Raw genomic sequence first — 25,274 nt, 5'->3', positions numbered from 1 at the left:
CCGTTCCCCTCACCGCGAGGCGGGGCCGTCCCTTCCGGCGGCCCCGCCTCGGCTTTTCCTGCCCGGGAGTTGACCCTGTTCATGCGCGGCACACGTGACATCACGGAGGCGTTCCGGCGCTTCTGGCCACTGACCCGAGGGGATCGCGGCCGGCTCGTGGCCGTGATCGGCTGCGTCATCGTGGCGGCGCTCGCCGAGACCGCCTCGATCCTGCTGTTCGCCGAGATCACCGATCACGCCCTGAACTCGGGGTCGCTTTCGGCGTTCTGGGGGCCCGCGCTGGCCTGGCTCGGTACCGCCGTCCTGGGCGCGGCCGTCGGATACGGAGGTAATTCACTCGCCGTATGGACCGCCGAGAGATTTGTCATGCGGCTGCGGGCGAAAGTGTTCGCGCACCTTCAGGAATTGCCGCCGCATTTCTTCAGAAAACACCGGCGGGGCGATCTCGTGTCCCGGCTCACAGGCGACGTGGAGGCCATCGAGCAGATGGTCGTGTCCGGCGTCGTCGGCACCGTGTCCGCCGTCTTCTCCGCCCTCTTCTACGGTGTCGCAGCCCTCTGGATCCGCTGGGACCTGGCCCTGGTCACCTTCGTCCTCGCCCCACTGTTCCTGCTCGCCGCCCGCCGCTTCTCCGGCCGGATCGGCCGCGCGGCCCGCGACGAACGGGCCGCCGAGGGCGCGATCACCTCCGTCGTCGAGGAGTCCCTCGGCGCCATCGAACTCACCCAGGCCTACAACCGGCAGCACGCCGAGGAGGCCCGCCTCGACACCGAGGCCCGCAACTGGATGCGCGCGTCCGTGCGCGGGGCGCGGGCCACCGAGATGTACGAGCAGGTGGTCCAGGTCGTCGAGACGCTGTGCGTGCTCGCGGTGATCGGCCTCGGCGCGTGGGAGATCTCCCAACAGCGCCTCACCCTCGGCCAGTTGCTCGCCTTCGCTGCCTTCATCGGCTATCTGTACCCACCCGTCCGCGACCTCGGCCAGCTCGGCCTCACCCTCACGGCCGCGACCGCGGGGGCGCGGCGGCTCGCGGAGATCCTGGACGCGCGGCCGTCGGTGTCGGACCCGGCGACTTTCAAGCCCCGCTCTGGGACGAGAGCCAGCGGGGTCCGGGGCGGAGCCCCGAGGCGTGGGAACGGAATGCGCGGCAAGGTCTCCCTCCACAGCGTCACCCACCAGTACCCCGACGCGTCCCACCCCGCCCTGCGCGACGTCACGCTCACCGCCGCACCCGGCGAACTCGTCCTCGTCACCGGCCCCAGCGGCGCCGGCAAGTCAACGCTCACGCAACTCCTGGTCCGCTTCTACGACCCGTCCTCCGGCGTCGTCCGCCTGGACGGCACCCCGCTCCCCGAACTGCCGCTCTCCCACCTCCGCGACCAGGTCACCCTGCTCCCGCAGCGCACCCACGTCTTGCACGGCACCATCCGCGAGAACATCGCGGCGGGCTGCCCCGACGCGAGCGACACCGACATCGAGCAGGCCGCGCGGGACGCCGCCGCGCACGAGTTCATCACCGCCCTCCCCGACGGCTACGCCACACGGATCGCCCCCGGCACGGCCGCGCTCTCCGGCGGCCAACTCCAACGCATCGCCATCGCCCGCGCGATGCTGCGCCCCTCCCCGGTCCTCGTCCTCGACGAACCGACCACGGGCCTCGACGCGGAGGCGTCCCACCGCATCGTCGAACCCCTTCGCCGCCTGATGCGCGACCGTACGACGATCCTGATCACGCACGACCTGACGCTGGCCCCGTATGCGGACCGGGTGCTGTTCCTGGAGGAAGGTCGGCTTCGTGCGGCTGAGCCCACTCGGCGCACTGCGGGCACGCGTACACGTTGAACCCGGGCCCTGTGCCCTGGTGCACCTCCGCGACCAGCACGGGTTCGTGCGTCATCACCTCGCACCACACGCACATGCGGACGGGACGGTGAACGTGTTCGTTCATGCGGCTGCTCCTCGTACGTGCTGGTCGAGATCGATCCCGTAATCGGCGGCAAGCACGAGCGCGAGGCGCCTCCGGCGGTGGGTGTGGGTCATCGTCAGCGCTCCGGTGGGGCATTGGCCGTGCCCCCGGACGTTGGCCCGTCGCGGGGGTCTTCTGTGTCCGGGACGCTACCCGCTGTCGAACGCGGTAGAACTCGGTTGAACGCTAGTGACAGATACTGGCAGTGCATGACTTCGGTCGGTCGATTACGGTCGCAGTCGTGAGTGAAAAGATCGATCCGACCGCCGCCGAGTACCACTACGTCCAGCTCGCGGAGATCCTTGAACGGCGCATCCGCGGTGGCGAGTTCGCCCCCGGAACGCGGATTCCGGGCGAGATGGTGCTGGCGCAGGAGTACGGCATCGGCAACCAGACCGTGCGCCGCGCCCTCGTGATCCTGCGGGACAAGGGCCTCGTGGTCACCGTTCACGCCCGCGGCACCTTCGTCGTCCGCGAACTCCCGCCCACATAGTCCCTCCCCGGAAAAATCCCGAGCAGGCCCCTCACGGCTCACGGCAGCAGACCCCCATGCCGCCGTACGGGCGAAATGTCTGATAGGCCGTCAATCATCCGGCACGCCGTAAGACTTATATAAGAGGGGACCTTCTACCGTCGCGATCACGCCCAGAACCTTGCTCGGGAGTTGACGTGATGCGAATGCGGACCTGGTCCTTGCGCAGAGGAAGGCCACCGCGACTACGACTTGTGGTCGTGATGGCCGCGGTGCTCAGCATGATCTTCGGCACCCAGGCCCTCACGGCCCCTCTCGCCTTCGCGGACGACCCGATGAGCGCTGTCGGCATCACGAAGACCAACGATGCCGACGGTCCGCTGGAGCCCGGCGACGAGTTCATCTACACCATCAGCGGACAGTGCTCCGGCCTGGAGGTGGACTGTGTGAACTTCACGGTCACCGACACCCTGCCGGAAGGCCTGGAGGTGACCAGCCTTCCGAAGTCGGACAGCACCCGTGACGTCACCTATGACGAGGCGACGCGGCAGCTGACGATCGTCTACAAGCAGCCGCTCCAGAACCCGGAAGGCGAGACCGGCCTGCGCGCCGGCCAGGCGGGCTCGGTGGAGATCGGGATGCGGGTGCCGGCCGACACGCAACTGGAGGACGGCACCACCATCACCAACACCGCGAAGGCCGAGGCCGACAACGCGGACCCGAAGACCTCCGACTCCGACATCACCATCTCCATCCCGCGCGTGGTCAAGCCGGTCTCCACCAAGACGTGGGAGGACGGCTCGGCGGTCGCGCTGTCCGGCGAAGAGTCCACGATCAAGCTGGACGTGCGCAACAGCTCCTCGTCCTCGGCCGAGGTCACCGAGCTGTCGGTGTCCGACGACACCGAGGAGACGTTCGAGTACTTCGACTTCACCGGGGCCAAGGTGACCGCTTACCCCAAGGGCGCCGACCAGGCGCACCTCGTGGTCACCACGGCGGACGGCCAGACGCACACGGGCGACACCGTCACCGCACCCACCGAAGAACTGCCGCTGCCCGACGGGGTGGACGCGGGTGACGTGGTCGGCTTCGAGGTCGTCTTCACCAACAGCAATGGCGACCCGCTGCCGTACGACGAGAACGGCGGCAGCGTCGAAGTCGGCATGAAGCTGCGGGACACCAAGCGCTCGGACGGCTCGAAGCTGGAGCCCACCGACAAGATCACGGTCAACAACTGCGCGACGCCGTCCGCGAAGGAGACCACGGACGGCGACGTCGACGGCGAGCAGGCCTGCGACACGTACGACATCCTGCCGGACATCCTGGTCCTGGGCACCACGAAGAAGTACTACGCCGACACCAACGGCGACTTCTCCCACGCTTCCAACGAGCACGCGGTGATCGGCGAGAACTCGCCGGTCAGCACCGAGGTCGATCTGTCGAACAAGTCGCCGTTCAAGGTGAAGACGCTGACGATCACCGAGCCGGACGCGAACGCGACCAGCGAGTTCGACAAGCTCGACGTCGACAAGGTCCGGCTGCGCTTCCCCGAGGGCGCGACCGAGGCGAAGCTGACCGTCACCTGCGAGGACGGGACCACCCGCACAGAGACGTACACGGAGAACGCGACCTACGAGGTCCCCGCGAACTGCAAGCAGGTCAAGAAGGTCGAGGTCGTCTACACCGGCGTCGACGCGGACGGCAATCCGTCCATCGCCGAGGGCGCCACCGCGGGCCTCGACCTGCACGGCACCCTGACCGACGACGTCGACGCGGCAGACGTCGCCGACGGCGTCAGCAACTGCGCCGGCACCAAGGGCGACGCCGGCCGCAGCGACGGCAGCGGCACTGCCTCCGGCAGCGCGTGCCAGAACCTCGTCGTCGAGGACCCGGACGGCAGCGGCAGCGGCGTCAAGAACGTCAGCCAGACGGACGTTCCGCCGGGCCAACCCATCGACATGCAGCTGAAGTTCACCAACACCGGCAACCTGCCGCTGAGCGACGTGGTCATCACCGACCCGTCCGCCGACGCGGACGGGAAGCCCGGCAGTGCCAGCCCCTTCGACAAGCTGGAGATCACCTCCGTCTCCGTCTCGCCGTCCGGTGCGCCGGTCACCCTCCAGGTGTACGACCCGCAGACGAATGCCTGGGTCGACTACGAGGGCGTGGACGCCGCCGTGCTCGCGCGGGCCACCGGCGTGCGCGCGCTCTACAACGGCGAGTTGGCCCCGGCCGACAGCGTCACCATCAACGTCACCGCCGAGCGCCGCGAAGGCGTCGAGAACGGCGAGACGTTCCAGAACTGCTTCTCCGTCACGGCGAAGGACAGCCAGGGTGGTGACGTCAACGGCAGCGACTGCAAGACCCTGGAGACCGGGCCCGCCGCCGACGGCGCCTCGCTGAACAAGACGATCGCCCCCGGCCAGCTCCCCGAGTACGTCGCCGGACTGCCCCGCCAGCACGCGGACATGACGCTCACCGTCCGCAACACCGGCAACATGTCGGCCAAGTACCTGAAGATCATCGACCAGGACGAGGACTTCTTCGACGCCGTCGACCTCGTGTCCATCAAGTCGAACCAGATGCCGGCCGGCGCCAACCGCGTACAGATCGACGCGTACGTGAAGGGTGAGTGGATCAACGGCACCCCGTCCTCCGCCGCCGCGCTGCCGTCCGGCGTGAACGCCGCCGACGTCACCGGCATCCGTGCCACGTACACCTCGACGAGCACCACCAACGACGGCTACGTGATCAAGCCCGAGTGCGGGGACAACAGCTGCTCCGGCATCCTCGTCCTCGACGTGAGCCCGCGGCCCACCCTGCGCAGCAGCGGCGAGCCGATCCCGGACCACCTGGAGGACACCGCCACCGGCCAGTTCCTCACCAAGGTGGAGGACGAGGACAAGCCCCGGGACATCGACCCGGTCAACGCCACCCTCGACCTGGTCAAGGGCGACCCCAAGATCGACGTCGACAAGACCCCGGACACCGTTCTCTCCCCGGGCGAGGACGCCCCCTTCTACCTGAAGGTCGTCAACACCGGTACGGCCAACGTCCCCAACCTGGTCGTCAAGGACGACCTCCCCGAGGGCATCGCGTTCGACGACACCTTCGCGGGGGACAACGGCGAGCCGTACAAGATCACCGACAAGAAGGAGCCGGACGGCACCGTCGCCATCCCGACGCCCGTCTTCTCGCAGACCACCGCCGGCGACCGGGTCTCCGGGCTCACCTGGGACTTCTCCAAGGACGACGACGGCAAGGCGTGGAACTTCCCGCCGGGCGGCAGCTTCACCATCGAGATCCACGTGAAGCTGGAAGCCGGCATCCGTGCCGACGAGTCCGTCACCAACACCATGGGTGCCACCTCGTCCGACCCGGACCTGGCCTGCGAGGACGCGAGCGAGGCGGAGGAGAACGGCGCCATGTTCGGCTCCGGTCTGTACTGCGTCGACGACGCGAAGCTGACGGCCAAGACCGGCGCCGCGTTCACCGCCCGCAAGTGGGTCTCGGGCAACGACGACCTCGGCTGGTACAACACCAAGACCGGGGAGACCGTCGACGTGGGCGACGACTCCTGCCTGATGACGACCGACTCCACCGGCCGCAAGTACACCGCCAACCCGTGCATCGCCCTGGTCAACCCCGGTGACCAGTACCACTACTTGATGCGGCTGCGGAACGCGGGCACCGAGGACGGCACGAACATGCGCGTCATCGACCGGTTCCCGGTCGCCGGTGACAAGGGCGTCATCCTCGACCAGGACCGCGCCACCGCCTGGGACAAGCGCCCCACGCTCGCCTCCGAGCCGAAACTCGACGGGGGCAGCCCCGGCGAGATGACCACCAAGTACGAGAACGACGAACCGCTGTGCACCGACGACCTGAACATGGGCGGCGCCGGTTCGAGCACGGACCAGTGCCCGTCGGACACGTGGGACGACGCCTACAGCAACAAGGCCGTCGGCGCCGACATGGACCTGACGTTCCCGCAGCCGCTGGAGCCCGGCGGCACGGTCGACATCACGTACGCGATGAACACCCCGCTCGACGTCGCCCACAACGGCGACCCGACCATCGCCTGGAACTCCTACGCCCACAACGAGACCACCGACCGCGCGGGCTCCCCGCGCGTCCTGCAGAAGAACGAGCCGATCAAGGTCGGAGTCGCCCTCTCCTACGGCGAGCTGCGGCTGGTCAAGCGGCTCGGCAAGCACCCCGACGCGGCGACGGACCTGCTGCGCAAGGTGCCGTACTCGTACCACGTCACCTGCACCATCCACCCGCAGGGCAGACTGCCGCGCGTGGTCCTCGACGAGGACTACCGGGTGTCCGTGGACAAGCCGGTGGACGTGAAGGGCATCCCGGCGGGCGCCGAGTGCAAGATCTGGGAGACCTCGGCCAGAGGCGGCCAGACCGACCACACCAAGGACAACCCCGTCGAGGTCACCATCAAGCCCAACATCGGCCCGGAGACCCCGCAGTTCGCCCGGATCACCAACACCTACGAGTTCGGCGCGCTGCAGCTCACCAAGGGGATCGACGGTGACGCGGCGGACTACGCCGACGACGGCCGCACCTACGGCGTCGAGGTCTCCTGCGCCCTCCCCGACGCCTCGGGCGCCCCGAGCGACCGCATCCTGCACAAGACGTACGAGGTGAAGGCCGGCGAACCCGTCACCATCAAGCCGCTGCCGGTGAACTCCCGTTGCTGGGCGGAGGAGGTGGACACCGGGGGCGCGGCGAAGGCGACCGTCGACCACGGCTCCGCCGACAACCCGGCCGTCATCACGACCGCCGACTCCGACGACCAGGCGACGATCAACGTCACCAACACCTTCCCGGCGGCGGACCTGACCGTCACCAAGCACGTGGTGAACGGCGGCGCGGGCCCGTACGACTTCTCCCTCGCCTGCACCACCGACCAGGGCGACGTGGCCCTCTCCGGCGACGACAGCTCCTTCGAGCTGAAGGACGGCGAGGACCGCACGATCAGCGTCCCGGAGGGCGCGACCTGCACGGTGCAGGAGACGAACGTGCCGACCGGTGACACCGTCACGTACGAGGCCTCCGACGACGGCACCGACGGCGAGGTCCAGGTGAACGGCGCGGCCACGGTCGACGTCACCAACACCTTCCCGGAGCCCGGCACCGACGGCGGCCACGGCGGCGGCGGCCACCTCGCCGACACCGGCTTCCGCGACTGGACCCTCCTGGGCGCCCTCCTCACGGTCCTCGCCCTGGCAGCCGGCCTCACGATCCGCGCGATGTCCCGCAGGGGCCGCGCCTGATCCTCGCCGTCCGACCGCATCCGCACAGCAAAAAGCCCCGGGCCACTGGCCTGGGGCTTCTGTGTGGAGCGGGTGACGAGAATCGAACTCGCGCTCTAAGCTTGGGAAGCTCGGGTGATCTAGGGGGAGTTGGGGCCCTGACCTGCGGGGGAACAGCTTAACGGCCTCTCGGCGCGGTCGACTTCGTGCCTGCTGTTCCCCGTGGTTCCCCGGTCGACCTGGCACGAAAGTGGCACGGCTGGTGCCCGTGCTGTGCGTCGCTGCTGGAGAGCAAAGGAGCCGTGCTCAGCTCGACACTGCCCCACCCGCGAAGCCGACTGCAAGGTCTCCCAGTACGTCGCAAAGAGCGCTGGCCCACTGCTTCATCCTGCTCGCCTTCGGTTCATCAGTCATGCGGTTCTCCTCACGTTCGTTCGTCTCCACGCTCTGGTCGTTGTCGTTCAACTTCGATGCCAGAACCTTGCAGATGACGGCCGCGGAGAGGGACAGCGCGAGACTCGGCAATGCCGAGCTCAGCACAGCTCCGAGGCGACTTTAGCGCGTGCACGCGGTCAGCGGAGTCTCGATGAAGCCAGCCCCCATTTGGACGATCTTGAAAACCGTCGAGGCGAGAGTCTCCGTGGGTTCAAATCCCACACCCACCGCGCAGGGTGAAGGCCCCTGACCAGGAACATCGGTCGGGGGCCTTCGTCGTGCGTGTTGCCTTCTAGTGGCCGCAATTCCCCGTGAGTTACCGGTCTATCGGGCACGGGAGGGGCACGCGGTCTCGCCGACCCTGCGCCTGACTTCCGCGCAGATGCCCAGCACCACAGATACGAGTAACAGGACAAAGCCCAGCACGTCGCAGATCACGCACACCGCGAAGGGTGCCGAAAGCAACCGCGGCAGTCCACGTGAGATCGCTAGAAGCCCGAGCCCTGTCAGTAGCCAGATGCCGAAGGCTCGGCGTTGAGTTCGGCGCTCCATGTGCCCCCCCTGGCGCGCATCAAGTTGTCGGCGTGGACTTTGACGTCCGACCCCATCCTTATCAGGTCGATCGAGGCACTCTCTCGACCTCAACGAACGTCCCCTGCACCCCGGCCCGCCTGCCGCTGAGGTCCGGCGTTGATCGGCGTCGTTCGCGCTTGTTGGTGTCAGCCGCTGATGTCAGGTGACCTAGGCACCCTTGACAATCCAGTTCTCGCGGCATGCCAACTGATGGTCGTCCCATTGAGAGCGGACAGCGCAAGATCCTTGTAGGCGGACAAGTCAGATCCTGGGCTCCGGCAGATGCTCCAGGTGCTCGCTGACCCGCTCTCGCAGCAGCAGATACTCATCCCAGCGTCGCAACCGACCAGGCGGACGCTCGACCACACGAGCCGCAGTGACCACCTGCCCCAACAGGAACTGTTCGCGCGTCACATCGAGTTCGACACCGCTGGGCAGCCGATTCCACCAGTGGAAGCCTTGCTGGACACCATCGAAATGCACCTCGCCAACCATGAGGTCGCCGCCGAGGACATCGTTGATGACCAAGGCCGTGATGTCGCAGTGTCCCCAGGCAGGATTATCCGGCACCCAGTCCGGCTGATCGTCCGGCGAGCAGGTATCGGCAGCCCAGCTGACGCGCAGGGCGCTGTCGAGGTCAAGCAGATTCCACGGAGTCATGGCGGCAGCATCACAGTCACCACTGACACCCACCGGGATCATCGTGAACAGCGCTCTGCCGCACCTCCCCACCATGCCCAACCCACCACTCAACCCCAGCTCCTATCCCGTCCGCCGTCGACCCACACGTAGTGGAGCGGGCGTGGCCCCTGGTGTCCAGGTGGAGCGCGCCACTGTACGAACGACCTGGACACCAGGGGCCACGTCTGCTCGGCTTTGCCTGGGTCGACGGTGGACGGGATGGGAGCTCCTCGCAACCACCCGCGGATCCGCACTCGGCAGCGCGACCCCCGGCCCCCGGTGCCGGCCGATCCCCCGCCGGAGGCATCGTCTTTGGCCGTGGCCGGAGTGGTCGGGTGCTCGACTCGTGCTCCCGGCCTATCCACGTGTGGGCGCGCGTCGGCGCAGCGCCCGTAGCGCGGGCCGAAGGCATGAGCGCGAAGGGCAGCGGAGCCGGGAGCCCGCCCGGCGGAGCGGAGCGCAGCCGGGGCTTGGTGAGGTAGAGAAACCTGTAACACCCCCTGGGGTCATGGTCGATGGGACGCGGCATCTCTGGGGAGGTCGTCCCGCCCTGCGGCAGGTCTGATGAGGTGTGGAGATCCCGGTTGCGGTGATTGTTGGGCGTGCTGGCCTGAGGCGAGTGAACATGGTGCCGGACAGCGGAACCCCGACGAAAGGCGGCGTGAGATGGCCTACGGCTACATCGGTTCGATGAAGACCCAGCCGGGCAAGCGCGACGAGGTGGTCGCGATCCTGCTCTCTGGAGCCGCAAGCCTCGAAGCGCTCGGCTGCCGCAGCTACTTGGTGGGACTGGACATCGAAGACCCGGACACGATGGTGGTCACCGAGGTTTGGGAATCGAAGGAGCGCCACGACGCATCCCTGCAGTTGCCCGAAGCCAAGGAGGCGATCGCGTCCGCGATGCCCATGCTCACGGGCGAGTTCACCAGCCGCGAGCTGGTCGTTGTGGGTGGACTCGGAGACAACGATGAATAGGGCATGAGGCGCCCCGTAGGCTGACAGCCAGGGACAGCCCTAGCTACTCGTCTGGTCGGTGAGCTTGCGGCCGTCATGGGTTCGGATGCGGGGCGCCATATCGCCGGTGAGGGCGTCTGCGATGCGGATGCTGTAGGCCTCGCGCATCGCGGCCATGGCGTCGTCCGGGGCAAGCCAGGTGACTGCGGTCGACTCGTCCGAGAACTGTTCGGTCCCGCCGTCAGGGGTGCATGGGAAGACCATGGCGACGGCCCCGACCGTCATGAAGGACACGATGGTGCGCGCAGGGCAGTCCTCGGAGAAAGCCGCGATGATCTATCAGCACTCCGAAGGGGAGCGGCAACAGGAGGTCGCGGGCATGCTCGACCGGAGCGTTCGGCGGGCTCGCAAGGCTGTGGCACGGAAGCCGGATGATCAAGCTTCTGGCACGGATGTGGCACGCGACGACTGAGCGAATCCGCACAGCAAAAAGCCCCGGGTCGATGACCTGGGGCTTCTGTGTGGAGCGGGTGACGAGAATCGAACTCGCGCTCTAAGCTTGGGAAGCTTATGTTCTACCATTAAACTACACCCGCGCGGTACGGCCGTTGAGGCGATCCGTACTGGCGACACTGTACCCCATGCCGGGCCCCGGGCGCCGAAGCCCCCGGGGCCCGGCTGCGTTGTGCGGGGTGGAAGTGACTGCGGGTGAAGGGAGTTGGAGCGTACGGTGGGGAGTCCGGCCGAGGACGATTCACCTCGGGGTGCCGCCTGGATTGGCGTCCCTTTCATCCCGTAATGTTGCTTTCTGTCGTCGGTCAGGAAACTGGCCCAATGGCTCCGTGGGGAAGGGACTCCGGGACTTGATGGACTCGATGGACCGCACCGTCGTCCGATGTGCCGAAGGGCACGTGTTCAGCACCGCTTCGTTCCCGATGCAGCAGGCGGACCGTCTCGGTCCAAGCCGGCTTATTCGGTGTCCGCGGTGCGCGCGACTTCGGCACGCCGTTCCTGTGGGACCGGACGAGCGGTAAGCGGCACCAGTGACAGTGGGCGCGGGCCCCGCCGATTGTGGCGGGCCCGCGCCCACTGCGTATCCTCGCTACGTGCTTCTCTCAGACAAGGACATCCGGGCCGAGATCGACGCCGGACGGGTCCGGATCGATCCTTACGACGAATCCATGGTGCAGCCGTCGAGCATCGACGTACGCCTCGACCGCTACTTCCGGGTGTTCGAGAACCACAAGTACCCGCACATCGACCCGAGCGTCGAGCAGAGCGACCTGACGCGGTGCGTGGAGCCGGAGGGCGACGAGCCGTTCATCCTGCACCCCGGTGAGTTCGTGCTGGCCTCCACGTACGAGGTCATCTCCCTGCCCGACGACCTCGCCTCGCGGCTCGAGGGGAAGAGCTCGCTCGGGCGGCTCGGGCTCGTCACGCACTCGACGGCCGGGTTCATCGACCCCGGCTTCAGCGGCCACGTGACGCTTGAGCTCTCGAACCTCGCGACGCTCCCCATCAAGCTGTGGCCCGGCATGAAGATCGGCCAGCTGTGCATGTTCCGGCTGTCCTCACCCGCCGAGTTCCCGTACGGCAGCGAGCGCTACGGTTCGCGTTACCAGGGACAGCGCGGGCCCACCGCCTCCCGTTCCTTCCTCAACTTCCATCGGACCCAGGTGTGAGCAGCAGCAACATGAGTGATGTGGCGCCCGTGCGCGAGAACCTTACGTACGAGAAGTTCGGTGTCGCCATGCGCGAGCTCGCGCAGGCCGTCGCCGACGACGGCTACCAGCCCGACATCATCCTGAGCATCGCGCGCGGCGGCGTCTTCGTCGCCGGCGGGCTCGGGTACGCGCTGGACGTGAAGAACATCCACCTGGTGAACGTGGAGTTCTACACCGGCGTCGGAACCACGCTCGAGATGCCGGTCATGCTGGCGCCCGTGCCGAACGCGATCGACTTCAGCGACAAGAAGGTCCTGATCACCGACGACGTCGCGGACACCGGCAAGACGCTGAAGCTCGTCCACGACTTCTGCCTCGACACCGTGGCGGAGGTCCGCTCGGCCGTCGTCTATGAGAAGTCCCACTCGCTCGTGAAGTGCGAGTACGTCTGGAAGCGGACGGATGAGTGGATCAACTTCCCGTGGAGTGTTGAGCCGCCCGTCGTGAAGCGTGACGGACAGGTGCTCGACGCCTGAGGGTGCGCAGACCAATGAAATGAGGGGCCCCACGGGGCCCCTCATTTCGTGTGCCGGAAGGCATGGGCCGAAGCCCTAGAACGTGCCCAGCTTGATGATCGAGAGCAGTGCGATCAGCTGGATCGCGGAGGCCGCGAGCGCCTTCGGCCACGGCAGCTCGTGGGACTTGGAGACCATCGTGGTCAGCAGGGCGCCCGCCGCGATCCAGGTCGCCCAGCCGATGATCTGGACGAACATCTCGTCGCCGCCGAGGAACATGCCGAAGACCAGGCGCGGGGTGTCGGTGAGGGAGGCGATCAGCATGGACAGGCCGACCGTGGGCTGCCAGGCGCCGTCGCCGCCGAGCTGGCGGGCCAGGGTGTGGGTGACCACGCCGAGCACGAAGAAGCTGATCGTGATCGCGATGCCGGTCGTCAGGACGTAGGGGATCGCCGAGGACATCGTCGCGTTGATGACGTCCTCGCGGGCGCCGTCGAAGCCGAAGATCGCCAGGAGTCCGTAGAGGAACGTGACGATCAGGGCCGGGCCCCACATCGCGTAGTCCCGCATCTGGAGATACGTCGCCGAGGGGCGCAGCACGATTCCGGACAGCAGCGGCTTCCAGTGCAGGCGGGGGCCGACCGGACCGGCCGGGGCGGGCGCGCCCGCCTGGTAGGTGGAGCCCTGGCCGTACACGTACGGGTCGTCGCCGGGGTTCACCGAGAAGGCCTGGGTGTGACCGGGGTTGTTCGCCGCGTACGGGTCGTGGGCACGCGGCGCGTTCGGATCGCCGAAGTACTCCGGCTCGCCGTGCCCGCCGTTCGGCTGCGGCCACTGCTGCCGTTGTTGTTGCTGCTGCCCGTACGCGTGTTGCTGCTGAGGGGGCCCGTACGGAGGGTGTCCCTGCGGCGCTTCGCGGTTGTCCCGGCCGCGTCCGTTCCTGAATCCAGCCACGTACTCGAACGTACCTGGTTTCCGTGAACGGAATGCCGGGCCCGGGGTTCGGGCCCGGCATTGCGGCTGAGCTGTGACATCCCCTAGGGGATGCGCCCGAGGGGCGGGTCAGTCGGCGAAGGTGGCGCCGAGCAGCGGGGTGCCGGAGCCGGAGATGCCGAGGGTCGAGACGTAGGTGCCGGCGGAGCCGGACAGGGTGTCGTCGGCCTTGGAGGTCAGGGAGTAGACCGCGCCGTTGCCGCCGTTCTCGCCCAGGGCGCCCACGATCACGTCGCCGCGGCCGTCGTCGTTGAGGTCGTCGATGTGGACGTCGGAGCCGAAGTTGTCGTCCTTCTCGTCCGAGTTGGGGACGCCCGGGGTGTTCTGGCTGTAGAGCTTGGCGCCCGCGCCGGTGATGCCGGAGCCGTCGGCCGCGCCGTACAGGACGGTGATCGCGCCGGCGTCCGCGACGCCGCCCAGGTTCTCGCCCGCGGAGCCGACGACGAGGTCGAGGTGGCCGTCGCCGTTGATGTCGCCGAGGTCGAGCTCGCCGCCGAAGTCGTCGCCGGTCTCGCCGCCGCCGGGGACGCCGGAGGTGTCCTGGTCGATGGTCTGGACGGCGGAGGCGTCCGGGCCGTTCGCGGAGCCGTGGGCGATCTTGACGGCGCCGCCGAGCTGGGCGCCGGGGACGTCGGAGTCGGTGTCCCACTCCAGGCCGATGACGACGTCGCCGTAGCCGTCGTCGTCGACGTCGCCGATGTCCGTGATCACGCCGGCGGGCAGCTTGACGGCGCCGGAGGCATTGACGCCGGTGGTGGTTCCGGGCAGGTAGTAGTTGGCGTTCCAGCCCATGTCGGAGTCGTTCTCGTACCCGTTGACGAGCAGGTCGTCGATGTGGTCGCCGTTGACGTCGCCGGAGTGCAGGTTGTGGATGCCGACGCCGGTGGAGCCGCTCTGCACGGGCGCGCTGACCGTGTACGAGCCGCCGGTGGGGCCGGTGCGGGTGAAGCGGCCGGGGGTGATGTCGATGGTGGCCGAGCCGGGCGTGGCGACGGCGATGTCGGTGAAGCCGGTGCCGGCGAAGTCGCCGACCGCCAGGCGGGCGCCGAAGGCGTCGTGCTTCGTGGGGCGGGGGTCGGTGAGCGTCTTGCCGCCGCCGAGGCCGTTCGGGGAGCCGAACAGGATGGCGACGGTGCCGCCGTCCTTGTCGGTGCCGACGTCCTCGCCGGGCGCGCCCACGGCGAGGTCGTCGTAGCCGTCGGCGTCGAAGTCGCCGTAGGCGGTGACGGATCCGAAGGCGTCGTTGGTCTCGGCCGAGCCGGGCACACCGGTGGAGTTCTGGCTGATGGTGGTGTGCTTGCCGCCGCCGTACAGGACGCTGACCTGTCCGGCGCCGGCGTGGCCGGCCACGTTGGCCAGCGGTGCGGAGGTGGCGACGTCGGCCATGCCGTCACCGTTGAAGTCGGCGTCGGAGGCGGCGACGCCGGGGGTGGCCGCGGACGCGGTCCCCGCCGTGGCGACGAAGAACCCGCCGGTCAGCGCGGCCGCCGTGGCCGTGGCCACGGCGAGGCGAAGACGGTTCGGGGAAGGGGCGGGCGTGCGTCTGTGCTTGGCCATTTGGTTGGCTCCTGCGGGAAGGGGACGCCTGGCGGGTGTCCCGTCAACGGGGTGCCGGGCGCGGGGCGTTGGCCGGGAGTTTTCCCGGACATGACCCTGCGTTCGGCTAACAGGAGACCGTTGGTGGGGCGGGAGGGTTGTACGGGGAAGCGGTCGGGTTTGTTTTCTCGAGTCAGTCGGTGAAGTCGCGGGTGGTGAAGGAGGGTTGGCGGGGTTCCTTCGTGGAGCCGGGGACGATGGTCAGGCGGTCGGGGGCGGTCGACTGGAGGGCCGCGTCGATGTGGCCGTCGCCGTCGTAGTCCGCCGCGGCGATCGCGTGGCCCTTCGCCGGGAGGCGGTGGGCCTTGCCCGCGTGGATCAGGTACGTGGTGTCGGCGTCGGAGACGAGTACGTCGCGGCCGGCCGGCAGCAGGCGGTCCCCGGTGACATCGAGCGTGCGCCCGCCCAGGCGCAGTCCGCCCTTGCCGAGCACCGCCACCCCGAAGCGCCCGGCCACGGCTGCCGTGCCGGAGGGGTACGCGGCGCCCTTCGTGAAGCCGCCGCGCCCGCCGAGGGCGACCGTGGCGCGGGCCGTGCCCGCGTGGGCGCGGACCAGGACGTCGTCGGCGCCGTCGCCGTTCAGGTCGGCGGCGGGGCCCGTCGGTACATTCCCGGAGGCCTGCGCGATGCCGACGGCGCCGCGCGGAGCGCCTGCGCGGGTGAACGGGCCCGACAGCACGCTGAGCCGTCCCCCGCTCGCGTGCACCACCAGGTCGTTCCTGCCGTCGCCGTCGAAGTCCCCGCACACCGGCTGGTCGGGCCACTCGTTGCCGGCCCTGGCCCGCGCGGGGATCTTCAGCGTGACGCCCTTGCCGGAGGCGCCCTTGCCCGAGAAGCCGGTGGGCGAGCCGAAGAGGATCTGGAGCGGGACCGGTGGCATGCCCTGACCGTCGTACGGCGGGTCCGTCGAGACCACGAGGTCGGCGTAGCCGTCCCGGTCGAGGTCGCAGCTCGCCTCCGAAGCGAACGTCGCCGGGGCCTGCCCCTTGGTGCGCGCCGCGTACTTCGCCGGGGTGAGCAACTGCCGGGTCCCGGCGACGAGCCCGCGGCCCTTCCTGCCGTAGACGATGCCGATGCCGGGGTCGTCGCCGAGCCCGTCGTGCGCGAGGTCGTCGAGGACGAGGTCGGGGGCGCCGTCCCCGTTGAAGTCGGTGGGGAGTCTGCTGCCCTTGCCGCGCGGGATCGGGAGCGGTGCGATCCGCTGCTGCTTGCCCGCCACGGTCGCGGGGCGGTGGGCGCCGTCTCCGTGGCTGCCGCCGCACGCCGTGAGCACGGCGGCGAGCAGCACGGCGCACAGCGTCCCGCCGCTTCTTCGTATGTGATCCGGCATCAACAACGCCCCCGCCCGTCCCATGAGTTGACTACGTCCACATGATGGCAGGGGCGGGGACGGGGGCCGTCAGCGCAGGGACGTACCGAAGGCGATGCCCGCGCCGGGCAGGCCGAAGTCCGAGCCGTTGAACGACGTCGCGCCGGTCGTCGTCGGGTACGGCGACGAGCCCCGCAGCACCGTGACGGCGCCCGCGTCCGCGGCCGAGCCGATGTCCTCGCCGGACGCGGCGACGGACAGGTCCGCGCGGCCGCCCCCGTTGATGTCCTTGAGGCGGACCGTGGAGCCGAAGCGGTCGCCGGTCTCGGCGACGCCCGGCACCCCGGCGGTCTCCTGGTGGTAGGAGCGGCCCGCCCTGTTGGAGCCGTTGCCGCTCTTGAGCAGGGTCACCGAGCCGGTCCCCTTGACGCCGTCGACACTCTCGCCGGGCGCGCCGATCGCGATCTCGTCGCAGCCGTCGCCGGTCACGTCGCCGACCGCCACGGACGCGCCGAACCGGTCCTCGGCCTCTGTCACGCCGGGCACGCCTTCGCTGTCCTGGGTGATCTTGTCCATGCCCTCCATCTCGTCGGTGAAGATGGTGGATCCGCCGTAGAACACCCAGGCCGAGTTGCCCTCGGGCTGTCCTGTGACGAGGTCGGGGTAGCCGTCGCAGTTCACGTCGCCGGTGGCGGCGGTCCCGGTGGTGGAGCCGGTGTACTGCCCGTCGATCCGCCCGGAGTAGTAACCGATGTCGCCGGGCCCGCCGTTGACCCAGCCCGTGTAGGGGCTGCCGTCGGCGTGCTTGCCGTAGAGGACGTACGTGTACGTCTTCCCGACGCCTCTGCCGTGGAACTGGTCGGCGGTGAGGCCTTCGAGGGTCACGTCGGCCGGTACGAACTCGACCTCCGGCGCGTAGGCGTCCTCGGGCTTGTTGGAGTCGGAGTACCACCAGTACTTCTTGGCGCTGACGACGGCGAGCTGGGCGTGGTCGTCCCCGTCGAGGTCGACGAAGACGGCGCTCTCGCCGAAGCGTTCGTCGTCGGCGGAGGGCGCGTGGTAGACGGTGGCGCCCTTGGTGAAGCCGCTCGCGCCGCCCCACACCACGTTCAGGGAGCCGCTCGCCCAGTCGGTGACCTGCTCGCCGGGGGCGCCGACGATCAGGTCGGCGTAGCCGTCGCCGTTGATGTCGCCGCTGGTGACGTTCTCCCCGAACTCGTCCTCCTTCTCGCTGGCTCCCGGCAACCCGGCGGTCTCCTGCGTGACCGTCACGGCCTTGCCGGTGCCGGTGCCCACGCCGGACGACGAACCGAACGTCACCGTCACGGCGTTGGCCTTGGGCGTGCCGATGGCGAGGTCGCGGTAGCCGTCGCCGTTGAAGTCGTCCTTGAGGGTCGTCGCGGCGGACGCGGTCCCCGCGAGGGGGAGGGTGAGGCCGCCCGCGGTCAGGGCGGCCACCCCGGCGGCCATGGCGAGTTTCTTGAGGCGCACGTCAACTCCAGCGTTGGGTAGGGCAGTTGTTCTCGGTGGTCCGCTGGTGTGACGGCTGGGGACCGGTGAATGGTTGTACGGGGGTGCCGGTCCCTGCCCCTCGGTCACTCGTCGATCGCGGCCCCGAATCGTGCGTCCAGGGACGGACCGGACAGGGCCCCCGCTCCGTACGTCCACGACCCGGCCGCCGTGATCCCGCCGGATCCCGCGGAGAACACCCACACCACACCGTCGTTGGTGTTCTCGCCGGGCGCCGCCGCGAGGAGGCCGAACCGTCCGTCGTCGTTCGGGTCGGTGAAGGAGACCTGGCCGCCGAACTTGTCGCCCTTCTCGGCCGCGCCGGGGACGTCCGCCGAGTTCTGGTTGAAGTCCCGCACGTCGCTGGTCCGCAGGCCGAGGGTCGTGCCCCGCATCACCGTCACGGCGCCCGCGTCGGCGACCGTCCCGATGTCCTCGCCGGGCGCACCGATCGCGACGTCGGCGAACCCGTCACCGTTCGTGTCTCCGACCGACAGGTCGCCGCCCCAGCCGTCGCCCTTCTCGGCGGTGCCGGGTACGCCGTCGGAGTCCTGCGTCCACCACTGCGGTTCGCCGGTGAGGCCCGAGCCCGAGCCGTAGTGGACGCCGACCATGCCGCCCGTCGTCCAGGGGCCTCCGTCGTCGGGGCTGTTCGGCTCGCCGGTGACGAGGTCGTCCTTGCCGTCGCCGTTGACGTCTCCGGAGGCGGCGACCGGGCCGCCGCGCAGCGTGAGGTTCGGCAGCGGGTCGGCGTCGGAGGCCGTGCCGGGGATGACGTACGACCAGCCGTCACCGGACTCGTCGCCGACGGAGAGTCCTGACACGACGAGGTCGGCGAAGCCGTTGGCGTCGTAGTCGCCGGTGGTCAGGGACTTGGGCTGGATCCCGGTCGGCGCGGCCAGGGTGGCGGCCCGTGCGGTGGCGGTCGGCGCCTTGCCCTTCGGCGCGGCGGCCTTCGGCGCCTTGGGCGCGAAGTCGGTCCGGGAGTCGCGGACCAGCTTCTTCGCCGACGCGCCGGTGGTGGATCTGGCGGCGGGCGCGGCCTCGTAGCGGAAGATCGCGAGGCCGACCGAGTCGAGGACGGCGAGCAGGTCCCCGTCTCCGCCGTCGGTGAAGCGGGCGGCGGCGAGCGCCGAGCCGAACTTGCCGCCGGTGGCGGGCTCGTCGGCCTCAAGTCCCGTAGTGGCGCTGCCGGCCAGGCCCTTGGGCGTGCCCCACAGGACGACGCCGCCGCCCGAGTCGGTGACCGTGCCGAGGTCCTCGCCGGGCGCGCCGACGATCGCGTCGTCGTAGCCGTCGCCGTCGAGGTCTCCGGTGGCGACGGCCTGCCCGAACGCGTCGCCCTTCTCGGCGGCGCCGGGCACCCCGGCCGTGTTCTGGCTGAGGACGGCGGAGCGGGTCGTCCCCATCCCGCTCGCGGCGCCGTACTGGACGGTGACGATCCCGGCCCCGGCGTACCCGCCGACGGTGGCCCCGGGCGCGCCGACGAGCACGTCGTCGTAGCCGTCGCCGTTGAAGTCGGTGTTGCGGTCGTTGGCGCGGGTGCCACCGGGTGTGCCCGCGTAGGCGGACGGGGCGGCGGCGATGTACGTACCGGTGAGAAGAAGGAACGAGGCCGCGGCGAGGGCGGCCGTTCGGTTCTTGCGCACGTGCGGCTCCTTGGCTGAAGGAAGGCCGGGCAGCGCGGGGGGATGGCCGGAAAGGGCCCGTTCCTTGTCCGGCGCATCGTTTGACGCGGGATCAGAGGGAAGGGTTGTACGGGCGTTTCGGATGGGCCGGCGTCAGTCGGCGCGGAGCATGGCGGCTCCCAGGGACAGGACGTGGCCGACGAACTGGTCCCGTGGGGTCAGGTCCGCGTCGCCCGTGGCGAGTTGGGCCTCCCGGTCGGCCAGCGCGTGCACGGTGAAGCTGATCAGTAGCCGCCAGCGTTCGTACCGCAGCGACTCCGGCAGCCTCATCAGCAGCTTCAGCACCCGGCGCTCCAGCTCCTCGGCGCCCGCGGTCCAGGTGCTGCCCTGCCCGTAGCGGACGGCCGCGCCCACTTCCTGGTCGGCGGTGGCCCGGACGAGGAAGCGCACGTACCAGGTGGGCCGGTCCGCGTCGCCGAGCAGCTTGGCGAGCGGCAGGACGAAGGCGGCGACCAGGGCGTCGGGGCTGTCGCCGCGGCCCTCGGCGTCGGCCTCGGCGAGGAGCCTGCGGCGCTCGGCGTCCGCCTCGGTCATGCGGTGCGTGAAGACCGCGGTGAGCAGGGCCTCCTTCGACCCGAAGTGGTAGCGGACGGCGCCGGTGTTGCGCTGGCCGGCCGCGGCGCCGATCTCCCGCAGCGACACCCCGTGCACCCCTCGCTCGGCGTACAGCCGCTCGGCGGTCTCGATCAGCGCGAGGCGGGTACCGGCCGCCCGGGGTGTCGTGGACATGGATTCATCCTCGCAGTCGGCGTTCACAAATCCGCAACGCCGTATGCATGGACCTATTTAACTCACATGGGTTAACTGGAGGTGTTCGCGTGAATCACCGCCTGCCACAAAGGAGTTGAGCGGTCGTGCCCACCCATGCCCCGTCCCGGGGACGGCTCCTGTGCGCGCTCGTCGTGCTGGCGGTGCTCACCGAGACCGCGCCCCTGGAGATCAGCCTGATCTACCCCGCGGGCCATGCCATCGGCGCCGAGTTCGGTACCGCGGGCGCCGACGCGGTGACCGCCTCCGTGAGCCTCGCCGCGGTGGTGTCGATCCCGCTGCTCGGGCGGCTCGCCGACGTGATCGGCAAGAAGCGGGTCCTGCTGGGCGCGAGCGCGGTGTTCGCGGTGGGGGCGCTGGTCTCCGCGACGGCTCCCAATCTGCCGCTGCTCCTGCTCGGGCGGGTCCTGCAAGGCGCCGTCGGCGGACTTCTCGCCGTCGCGTACGCCTACGTACGGGAGGTGTTCCCGGCCCGGCAGGTGCCCCTCGCCATCGGGGCGGTCGCCACCGGCATCGGCGTGAGCGGGGTGTCGGCGCCGTTCCTCGCCGGATGGCTGGTGGACGCGTACGGATACCGCGGGGTGTTCTGGTTCCTGTTCCTGCTGGTGCTCGTCGCGTCGGCGGTCGCCGCGGCCGTGCTTCCCCGGGACGTCGGGCCCCAAGTCGCCCATTCCGTACGGCGGTTGGACATCCCGGGCGCACTTCTGCTGGGCCTGGCCGCGGCGGCGCTGGTGTCCGGCGTCGGCAGCGCGGTGCGCCAGGGCGTGGTCTCGCCCGCCTTCCTGGGCGCGGTGCTGCTCGGGGTGCTCCTCGCGGTGGCCTTCTGGCGGCGCGAGCGCGGGCGCCCCGACGCGGCGGTCGACCTCGCGCTCTTCCGCGTGCCCGTCCTGCGGCAGGTGCTCCTCGCCTCCCTGCTGACCAGCACGCTCACCGCCACGGTCGGTTATCTGCTGCCGCAGCTCCTACAGACGCCCCGACACGACGGACTCGGTTACGCCTTCGGGCTCAGCGTGCTCGGCGCCGCGCTGTGGACGTTCCCGCAGGGGCTCGCCACGTTCGTCGCGGGCCCGGCCGGCGGGCTCCTTTCGCGGGACCGGTCGCCGCGTGCCGTCCTGCTCACCGCCCAAGTACTGCTGGTGGCGGCCGCCGCCGCGCTCGCCACGATCCCGGGCGGCCGGGCCGAAGTCATGTTCCTGGCCGCGCTCTTCGGGCTCGGCATCGGACTGTCCTACGTCGCCGGGGCGAACCTCGTCACCGACGCCGTACCCGCGGAGCGGGCCGCGACCGGCACCGGTCTGCTCGCGGTCGCCAATCAGCTCGGCGCCGCGATCGGCGCCAGTGGCGTCGCCGCCCTGCGCACCCTCGAACCGGTCGGCGGCGGCAACGGGAGCTACGCCGCAGCCGGTTACACCACCGCCTTCCTCACCGCGGCCGCCGCAGGAACCGCCGCCCTGCTCATCACGGTGGCCATGCGCCACGGACGCGGCCCCGCCTCCGGCGGCGCCCCCGCCCATCCCGCCCCTCCCTCCCTGAAGGAGTCCCTGTGACTGTGACGACCAGTTCCGACCCCGTGCACACCGCCGCCCCCGCGCTCGTCCCCCGGGAGTTCACCACCGGCGGCACCGGCGAGCCGTACCGGCTGCTCGACCTGGTGCCGCAGACCCCGGGCATCGGCGCCGAGGTGCGCGGCCTCGACCTGTCCGCCGACCACGGCGCCGAGACCTTCGCCGAGCTCAAGCGGGCCCTGCTGGAGTGGAAGGTCCTGTTCTTCCGTGACCAGCGCCTGACGGCTCAGCGACAGGCCGAAGTCGCCGCGCACTGGGGCGAGTTGGAGGACCACGCCTTTCTGCCCAAGGTCGAGGGGACGAAGGCGATCCGCCTGGAGCACGACGGCTCGCGCCCCGGCACGGAGAACATCTGGCACAGCGACGTCACCTTCAGCGAGACCCCACCGCTGGGTTCCCTGCTGCGCGCGGTGCAGGTGCCGGAGGTCGGCGGCGACACGCTCTGGGCGGACATGGGCGCCGCGTACGACGGCCTTCCGCAGGACGTCAAGGACCGGATCGAGAACCTGCGCGCCGTCAACGAGATCCCGCTGCCGAAGGGTGGCGCCGACGCCGCGCTGGTCGAGAGCATCGAGGCCGCGCGCGCCGCACGTGAGCCGGTGTCGCACCCCGTGGTGCGCACCCACCCGGAGACGGGCCGCAAACTCCTCTACGTCAACGCCGTGTTCACCTCGCGCATCGAGGGCCTGCCCGAGCAGGAGAGCCGCGACCTGCTCGACCTGCTCTTCCGCCAGGCCCACTACCCCGAGTACCAGGTGCGCTTCCACTGGGAGCCCGGCTCGGTCGCCTTCTGGGACAACCGGGCCGTGCAGCACTACGCGGTGAGCGACTACTTCCCCCGGGTCCGGGTGATGGAGCGCGTCACGGTCCTGGGGGACCGGCCGTACTGACGCAGGAGCGGGGCCGGCCCGTCCACGGACTGTGGACGGACCGGCCCCGCTCCTGTACGGACGAGACGAGTGGACCGGTTACTTCACCGGTTCGGGCTCCGGCGCGTCCTCGGTCTCCGGCTCGCCCGCCGGGTCGACCGGCGTCCTGACGGAGTCGAGGAGCAGCTGGGCGACGTCGACGACGGTGATGGACTCCTTGGCCTTGCCGTCGTTCTTCTTGCCGTTGACCGAGTCGGTCAGCATGACGAGGCAGAACGGGCAGGCCGTGGAGACGATGTCCGGGTTCACGCTCAGCGCCTCGTCAACACGCTCGTTGTTGATGCGCTTGCCGATCCGCTCCTCCATCCACATCCGCGCACCACCGGCGCCGCAGCAGAAGCCGCGCTCCTTGTGGCGGTGCATCTCCTCGTTGCGGACGCCCGGGACGCTGGCGATGATCTCGCGCGGCGGGGAGTAGATCTTGTTGTGGCGGCCCAGGTAGCACGGGTCGTGGTAGGTGATGATGCCCTCGACCGGCGTGACCGGGGTCAGCTTGCCCTCGTCGACCAGGTGCTGGAGCAGCTGCGTGTGGTGGATTACCTCGTAATCCCCGCCGATCTGCGGGTACTCCTTGCCGATCGTGTTGAGGCAGTGCGGGCAGGTCGCGACGATCTTCTTCGCGGTCCGGGGCTTCTTGGACTCCTCGGTGACCTTGCCGTCCTCGTCGTACTCTTCGCCGAACGCCATGTTCAGCGACATGACGTTCTCCTGGCCGAGCTGCTGGAACAGCGGCTCGTTGCCGAGGCGGCGGGCGGAGTCACCGGTGCACTTCTCGTCGCCGCCCATGATCGCGAACTTGACGCCCGCGATGTTGAGGAGCTCGGCGAAGGCCTTGGTGGTCTTCTTCGCCCGGTCCTCCAGGGAGCCGGCGCAGCCGACCCAGTAGAGGTACTCGACCTCGGTGAGGTCCTCGATGTCCTTGCCGACGACCGGCACCTCGAAGTCGAGCTCCTTGAGCCACTCCAGGCGCTGCTTCTTCGCCAGGCCCCAGGGGTTGCCCTTCTTCTCCAGGTTCTTGAGCATCGTGCCCGCCTCGGACGGGAACGCGGACTCGATCATCACCTGGTAGCGGCGCATGTCGACGATGTGGTCGATGTGCTCGATGTCGACCGGGCACTGCTCGACGCAGGCGCCGCAGGTGGTGCAGGACCACAGCACGTCCGGGTCGATGACGCCGTTCTCTTCGACCGTGCCGATCAGCGGGCGCTCGGCCTCCGCGAGGGCGGCGGCCGGGACGTCCTTGAGCTGCTCCTCGGTGGCCTGCTCGTTGCCCTCCATGTCCTTGCCGCCACCGGCGAGCAGGTAGGGGGCCTTCGCGTGCGCGTGGTCGCGCAGCGACATGATGAGCAGCTTCGGGGAGAGCGGCTTGCCGGTGTTCCAGGCGGGGCACTGCGACTGGCAGCGGCCGCACTCGGTGCAGGTGGAGAAGTCCAGCAGGCCCTTCCAGGAGAACTGCTCGACCTGGGAGACGCCGAAGGTGTCGTCCTCGCCCGGGTCCTCGAAGTCGATCTCCTTGCCGCCCGAGGTCATCGGCAGCAGCGCGCCGAGCGCGACGGAGCCGTCGGCCTGGCGCTTGAACCAGATGTTCGGGAACGCGAGGAAGCGGTGCCAGGCCACGCCCATGTCGGTCTTCAGGGCGACCGTGATCATCCAGATGAACGAGGTCGCGATCTTCAGCCCGGCGAAGAAGTAGGTGAGCGTCTGGAGCGTGGAGACGTCCAGGCCCTCCAGCGCGTTGACCACCGGGTACGAGATGAAGAACGACGCCTCGTAGCTGTCGACGTGGTGCTGGGCGCCTTCGAGGGCGTGCAGCATGAAGATGCAGACGCCGACGATCAGGATGACGGCCTCGACGAAGTACGCCTGGCCGAAGTTCGAGCCGGCGAAGCGGGACTTGCGGCCCGCCTTGTTCGGCTTCGACAGCTGGCGGATCACGATGAGGATCGCGATGCCGAGGATCGTCATCGTGCCGATGAACTCGACGAAGATGTTGTACGGCGCCCACTCGCCGATGATCGGCAGCAGCCAGTCGGCCTGGAACAGCTGGCCGATGGCGTTCACGATCGTCAGCAGCAGCGAGAAGAAGCCGACTGCGACGAACCAGTGCGCGAAGCCGACGATCCCCCACTTGTTCATGCGGGTGTGGCCGAGGAACTCCTTGGCCACCGTGACGGTGCGCTGCACGGGTTCGTCGGTACGCGTCCCCGCGGGGACGTTCTGGCCGAGCCGCAGGTAGCGGTAGATCTGCGCGATGGCTCGGGCGAACAGAGCCACGCCGACGACGATCAGGGCCAGCGACACGATGATCGCGGCGAGTTGCATTTGGGGGCTCCTCGGGCCTGCGTTACTAAGCGGTAACTTAGGTTGTCTGTCCGAGACTACCCACT

The 25,274-nt window shown here is 69.5% G+C and carries 17 protein-coding genes and 1 tRNA gene; 8 read left to right on the top strand and 10 right to left on the bottom strand.

Translation table 11 applies throughout. The annotated features are described in order from the left end of the window. The first annotated feature begins 81 nt into the window (after positions 1-81). The 3 genes from OKJ99_RS42165 (at position 82) to OKJ99_RS42155 (ending at position 7,729) form a co-directional block, all read left to right on the top strand. Positions 82-1,842: an ABC transporter ATP-binding protein gene (locus OKJ99_RS42165; protein WP_326023953.1), complete on the top strand. Its 1,761-nt coding sequence runs from the start codon at positions 82-84 to the stop codon at positions 1,840-1,842. 365 nt (positions 1,843-2,207) lie between these two features. Next, complete coding sequence (locus OKJ99_RS42160) at positions 2,208-2,459, top strand: winged helix-turn-helix domain-containing protein (protein ID WP_326023952.1); 252 nt, start codon at positions 2,208-2,210, stop codon at positions 2,457-2,459. Between the two features lie 260 nt (positions 2,460-2,719). Continuing rightward, positions 2,720-7,729: a DUF5979 domain-containing protein gene (locus tag OKJ99_RS42155; protein ID WP_326023951.1), complete on the top strand. Its 5,010-nt coding sequence runs from the start codon at positions 2,720-2,722 to the stop codon at positions 7,727-7,729. Positions 7,730-8,977: 1,248 nt separating this feature from the next. Here the strand turns inward: OKJ99_RS42155 and OKJ99_RS42150 are convergent. Continuing rightward, positions 8,978-9,376: a YunG family protein gene (locus OKJ99_RS42150; RefSeq protein WP_326023950.1), complete on the bottom strand. Its 399-nt coding sequence runs from the start codon at positions 9,374-9,376 to the stop codon at positions 8,978-8,980. 687 nt (positions 9,377-10,063) lie between these two features. On the opposite strand from OKJ99_RS42150, the gene OKJ99_RS42145 reads away from it, so the two are divergent. Further along, on the top strand, positions 10,064-10,372 hold the full coding sequence (locus OKJ99_RS42145; RefSeq protein WP_326023949.1) for a putative quinol monooxygenase: 309 nt from the start codon (positions 10,064-10,066) through the stop codon (positions 10,370-10,372). Between the two features lie 39 nt (positions 10,373-10,411). On the opposite strand, the gene OKJ99_RS42140 is transcribed toward OKJ99_RS42145, so the two are convergent. Beyond that, a complete protein-coding gene (locus OKJ99_RS42140; RefSeq protein ID WP_326023948.1) occupies positions 10,412-10,636 on the bottom strand; it encodes an NUDIX hydrolase in 225 nt (74 codons plus the stop codon). Between the two features lie 237 nt (positions 10,637-10,873). Continuing rightward, positions 10,874-10,947 (bottom strand) — tRNA-Gly (locus OKJ99_RS42135). Between the two features lie 510 nt (positions 10,948-11,457). On the opposite strand from OKJ99_RS42135, the gene dcd reads away from it, so the two are divergent. Both dcd and OKJ99_RS42125 read left to right on the top strand, forming a co-directional pair. Continuing rightward, the gene (dcd, locus tag OKJ99_RS42130) at positions 11,458-12,033 is read left to right on the top strand and encodes a dCTP deaminase (protein WP_326023947.1); all 576 of its coding nucleotides are present in this window, start codon (positions 11,458-11,460) and stop codon (positions 12,031-12,033) included. A 20-nt stretch (positions 12,034-12,053) separates the two neighbouring features. Continuing rightward, positions 12,054-12,551: a phosphoribosyltransferase gene (locus OKJ99_RS42125; protein WP_326024028.1), complete on the top strand. Its 498-nt coding sequence runs from the start codon at positions 12,054-12,056 to the stop codon at positions 12,549-12,551. 75 nt (positions 12,552-12,626) lie between these two features. On the opposite strand, the gene OKJ99_RS42120 is transcribed toward OKJ99_RS42125, so the two are convergent. The 6 genes from OKJ99_RS42120 to OKJ99_RS42095 form a co-directional block, all read right to left on the bottom strand. Further along, a complete protein-coding gene (locus tag OKJ99_RS42120) occupies positions 12,627-13,484 on the bottom strand; it encodes a Yip1 family protein (RefSeq protein ID WP_326023946.1) in 858 nt (285 codons plus the stop codon). 108 nt (positions 13,485-13,592) lie between these two features. After that, the gene (locus tag OKJ99_RS42115) at positions 13,593-15,080 is read right to left on the bottom strand and encodes a VCBS repeat-containing protein (RefSeq protein ID WP_326023945.1); all 1,488 of its coding nucleotides are present in this window, start codon (positions 15,078-15,080) and stop codon (positions 13,593-13,595) included. A 172-nt stretch (positions 15,081-15,252) separates the two neighbouring features. Further along, positions 15,253-16,449: an FG-GAP repeat domain-containing protein gene (locus tag OKJ99_RS42110; protein WP_326023944.1), complete on the bottom strand. Its 1,197-nt coding sequence runs from the start codon at positions 16,447-16,449 to the stop codon at positions 15,253-15,255. Positions 16,450-16,518: 69 nt separating this feature from the next. Beyond that, positions 16,519-17,919, bottom strand: a complete 1,401-nt coding sequence (locus OKJ99_RS42105) for an FG-GAP repeat protein (RefSeq protein WP_326023943.1) — start codon at positions 17,917-17,919, stop codon at positions 16,519-16,521. Between the two features lie 104 nt (positions 17,920-18,023). Beyond that, positions 18,024-19,586, bottom strand: coding sequence for an esterase (locus OKJ99_RS42100; RefSeq protein ID WP_326023942.1), 1,563 nt, complete (start codon positions 19,584-19,586; stop codon positions 18,024-18,026). Between the two features lie 132 nt (positions 19,587-19,718). Further along, positions 19,719-20,354, bottom strand: a complete 636-nt coding sequence (locus OKJ99_RS42095; RefSeq protein WP_326023941.1) for a TetR/AcrR family transcriptional regulator — start codon at positions 20,352-20,354, stop codon at positions 19,719-19,721. Positions 20,355-20,479: 125 nt separating this feature from the next. Between OKJ99_RS42095 and OKJ99_RS42090 the strand changes: the two genes are divergently transcribed. Together OKJ99_RS42090 and OKJ99_RS42085 are read left to right on the top strand one after the other, a co-directional pair. Beyond that, complete coding sequence (locus OKJ99_RS42090) at positions 20,480-21,940, top strand: MFS transporter (protein ID WP_326023940.1); 1,461 nt, start codon at positions 20,480-20,482, stop codon at positions 21,938-21,940. A 2-nt stretch (positions 21,941-21,942) separates the two neighbouring features. Then, positions 21,943-22,848: a TauD/TfdA dioxygenase family protein gene (locus tag OKJ99_RS42085; protein WP_326023939.1), complete on the top strand. Its 906-nt coding sequence runs from the start codon at positions 21,943-21,945 to the stop codon at positions 22,846-22,848. A gap of 78 nt (positions 22,849-22,926) precedes the next feature. On the opposite strand, the gene OKJ99_RS42080 is transcribed toward OKJ99_RS42085, so the two are convergent. Next, a complete protein-coding gene (locus tag OKJ99_RS42080; RefSeq protein ID WP_326023938.1) occupies positions 22,927-25,209 on the bottom strand; it encodes a (Fe-S)-binding protein in 2,283 nt (760 codons plus the stop codon). Positions 25,210-25,274: the final 65 nt, after the last annotated feature.

Source organism: Streptomyces endophyticus, from assembly GCF_035798155.1.
GTDB classification, from domain to species: Bacteria; Actinomycetota; Actinomycetes; order Streptomycetales; family Streptomycetaceae; genus Streptomyces; species Streptomyces endophyticus.
Note: the sequence above shows the minus strand (reverse complement) of the source record. Positions and strands in the feature narration are given on the sequence as shown.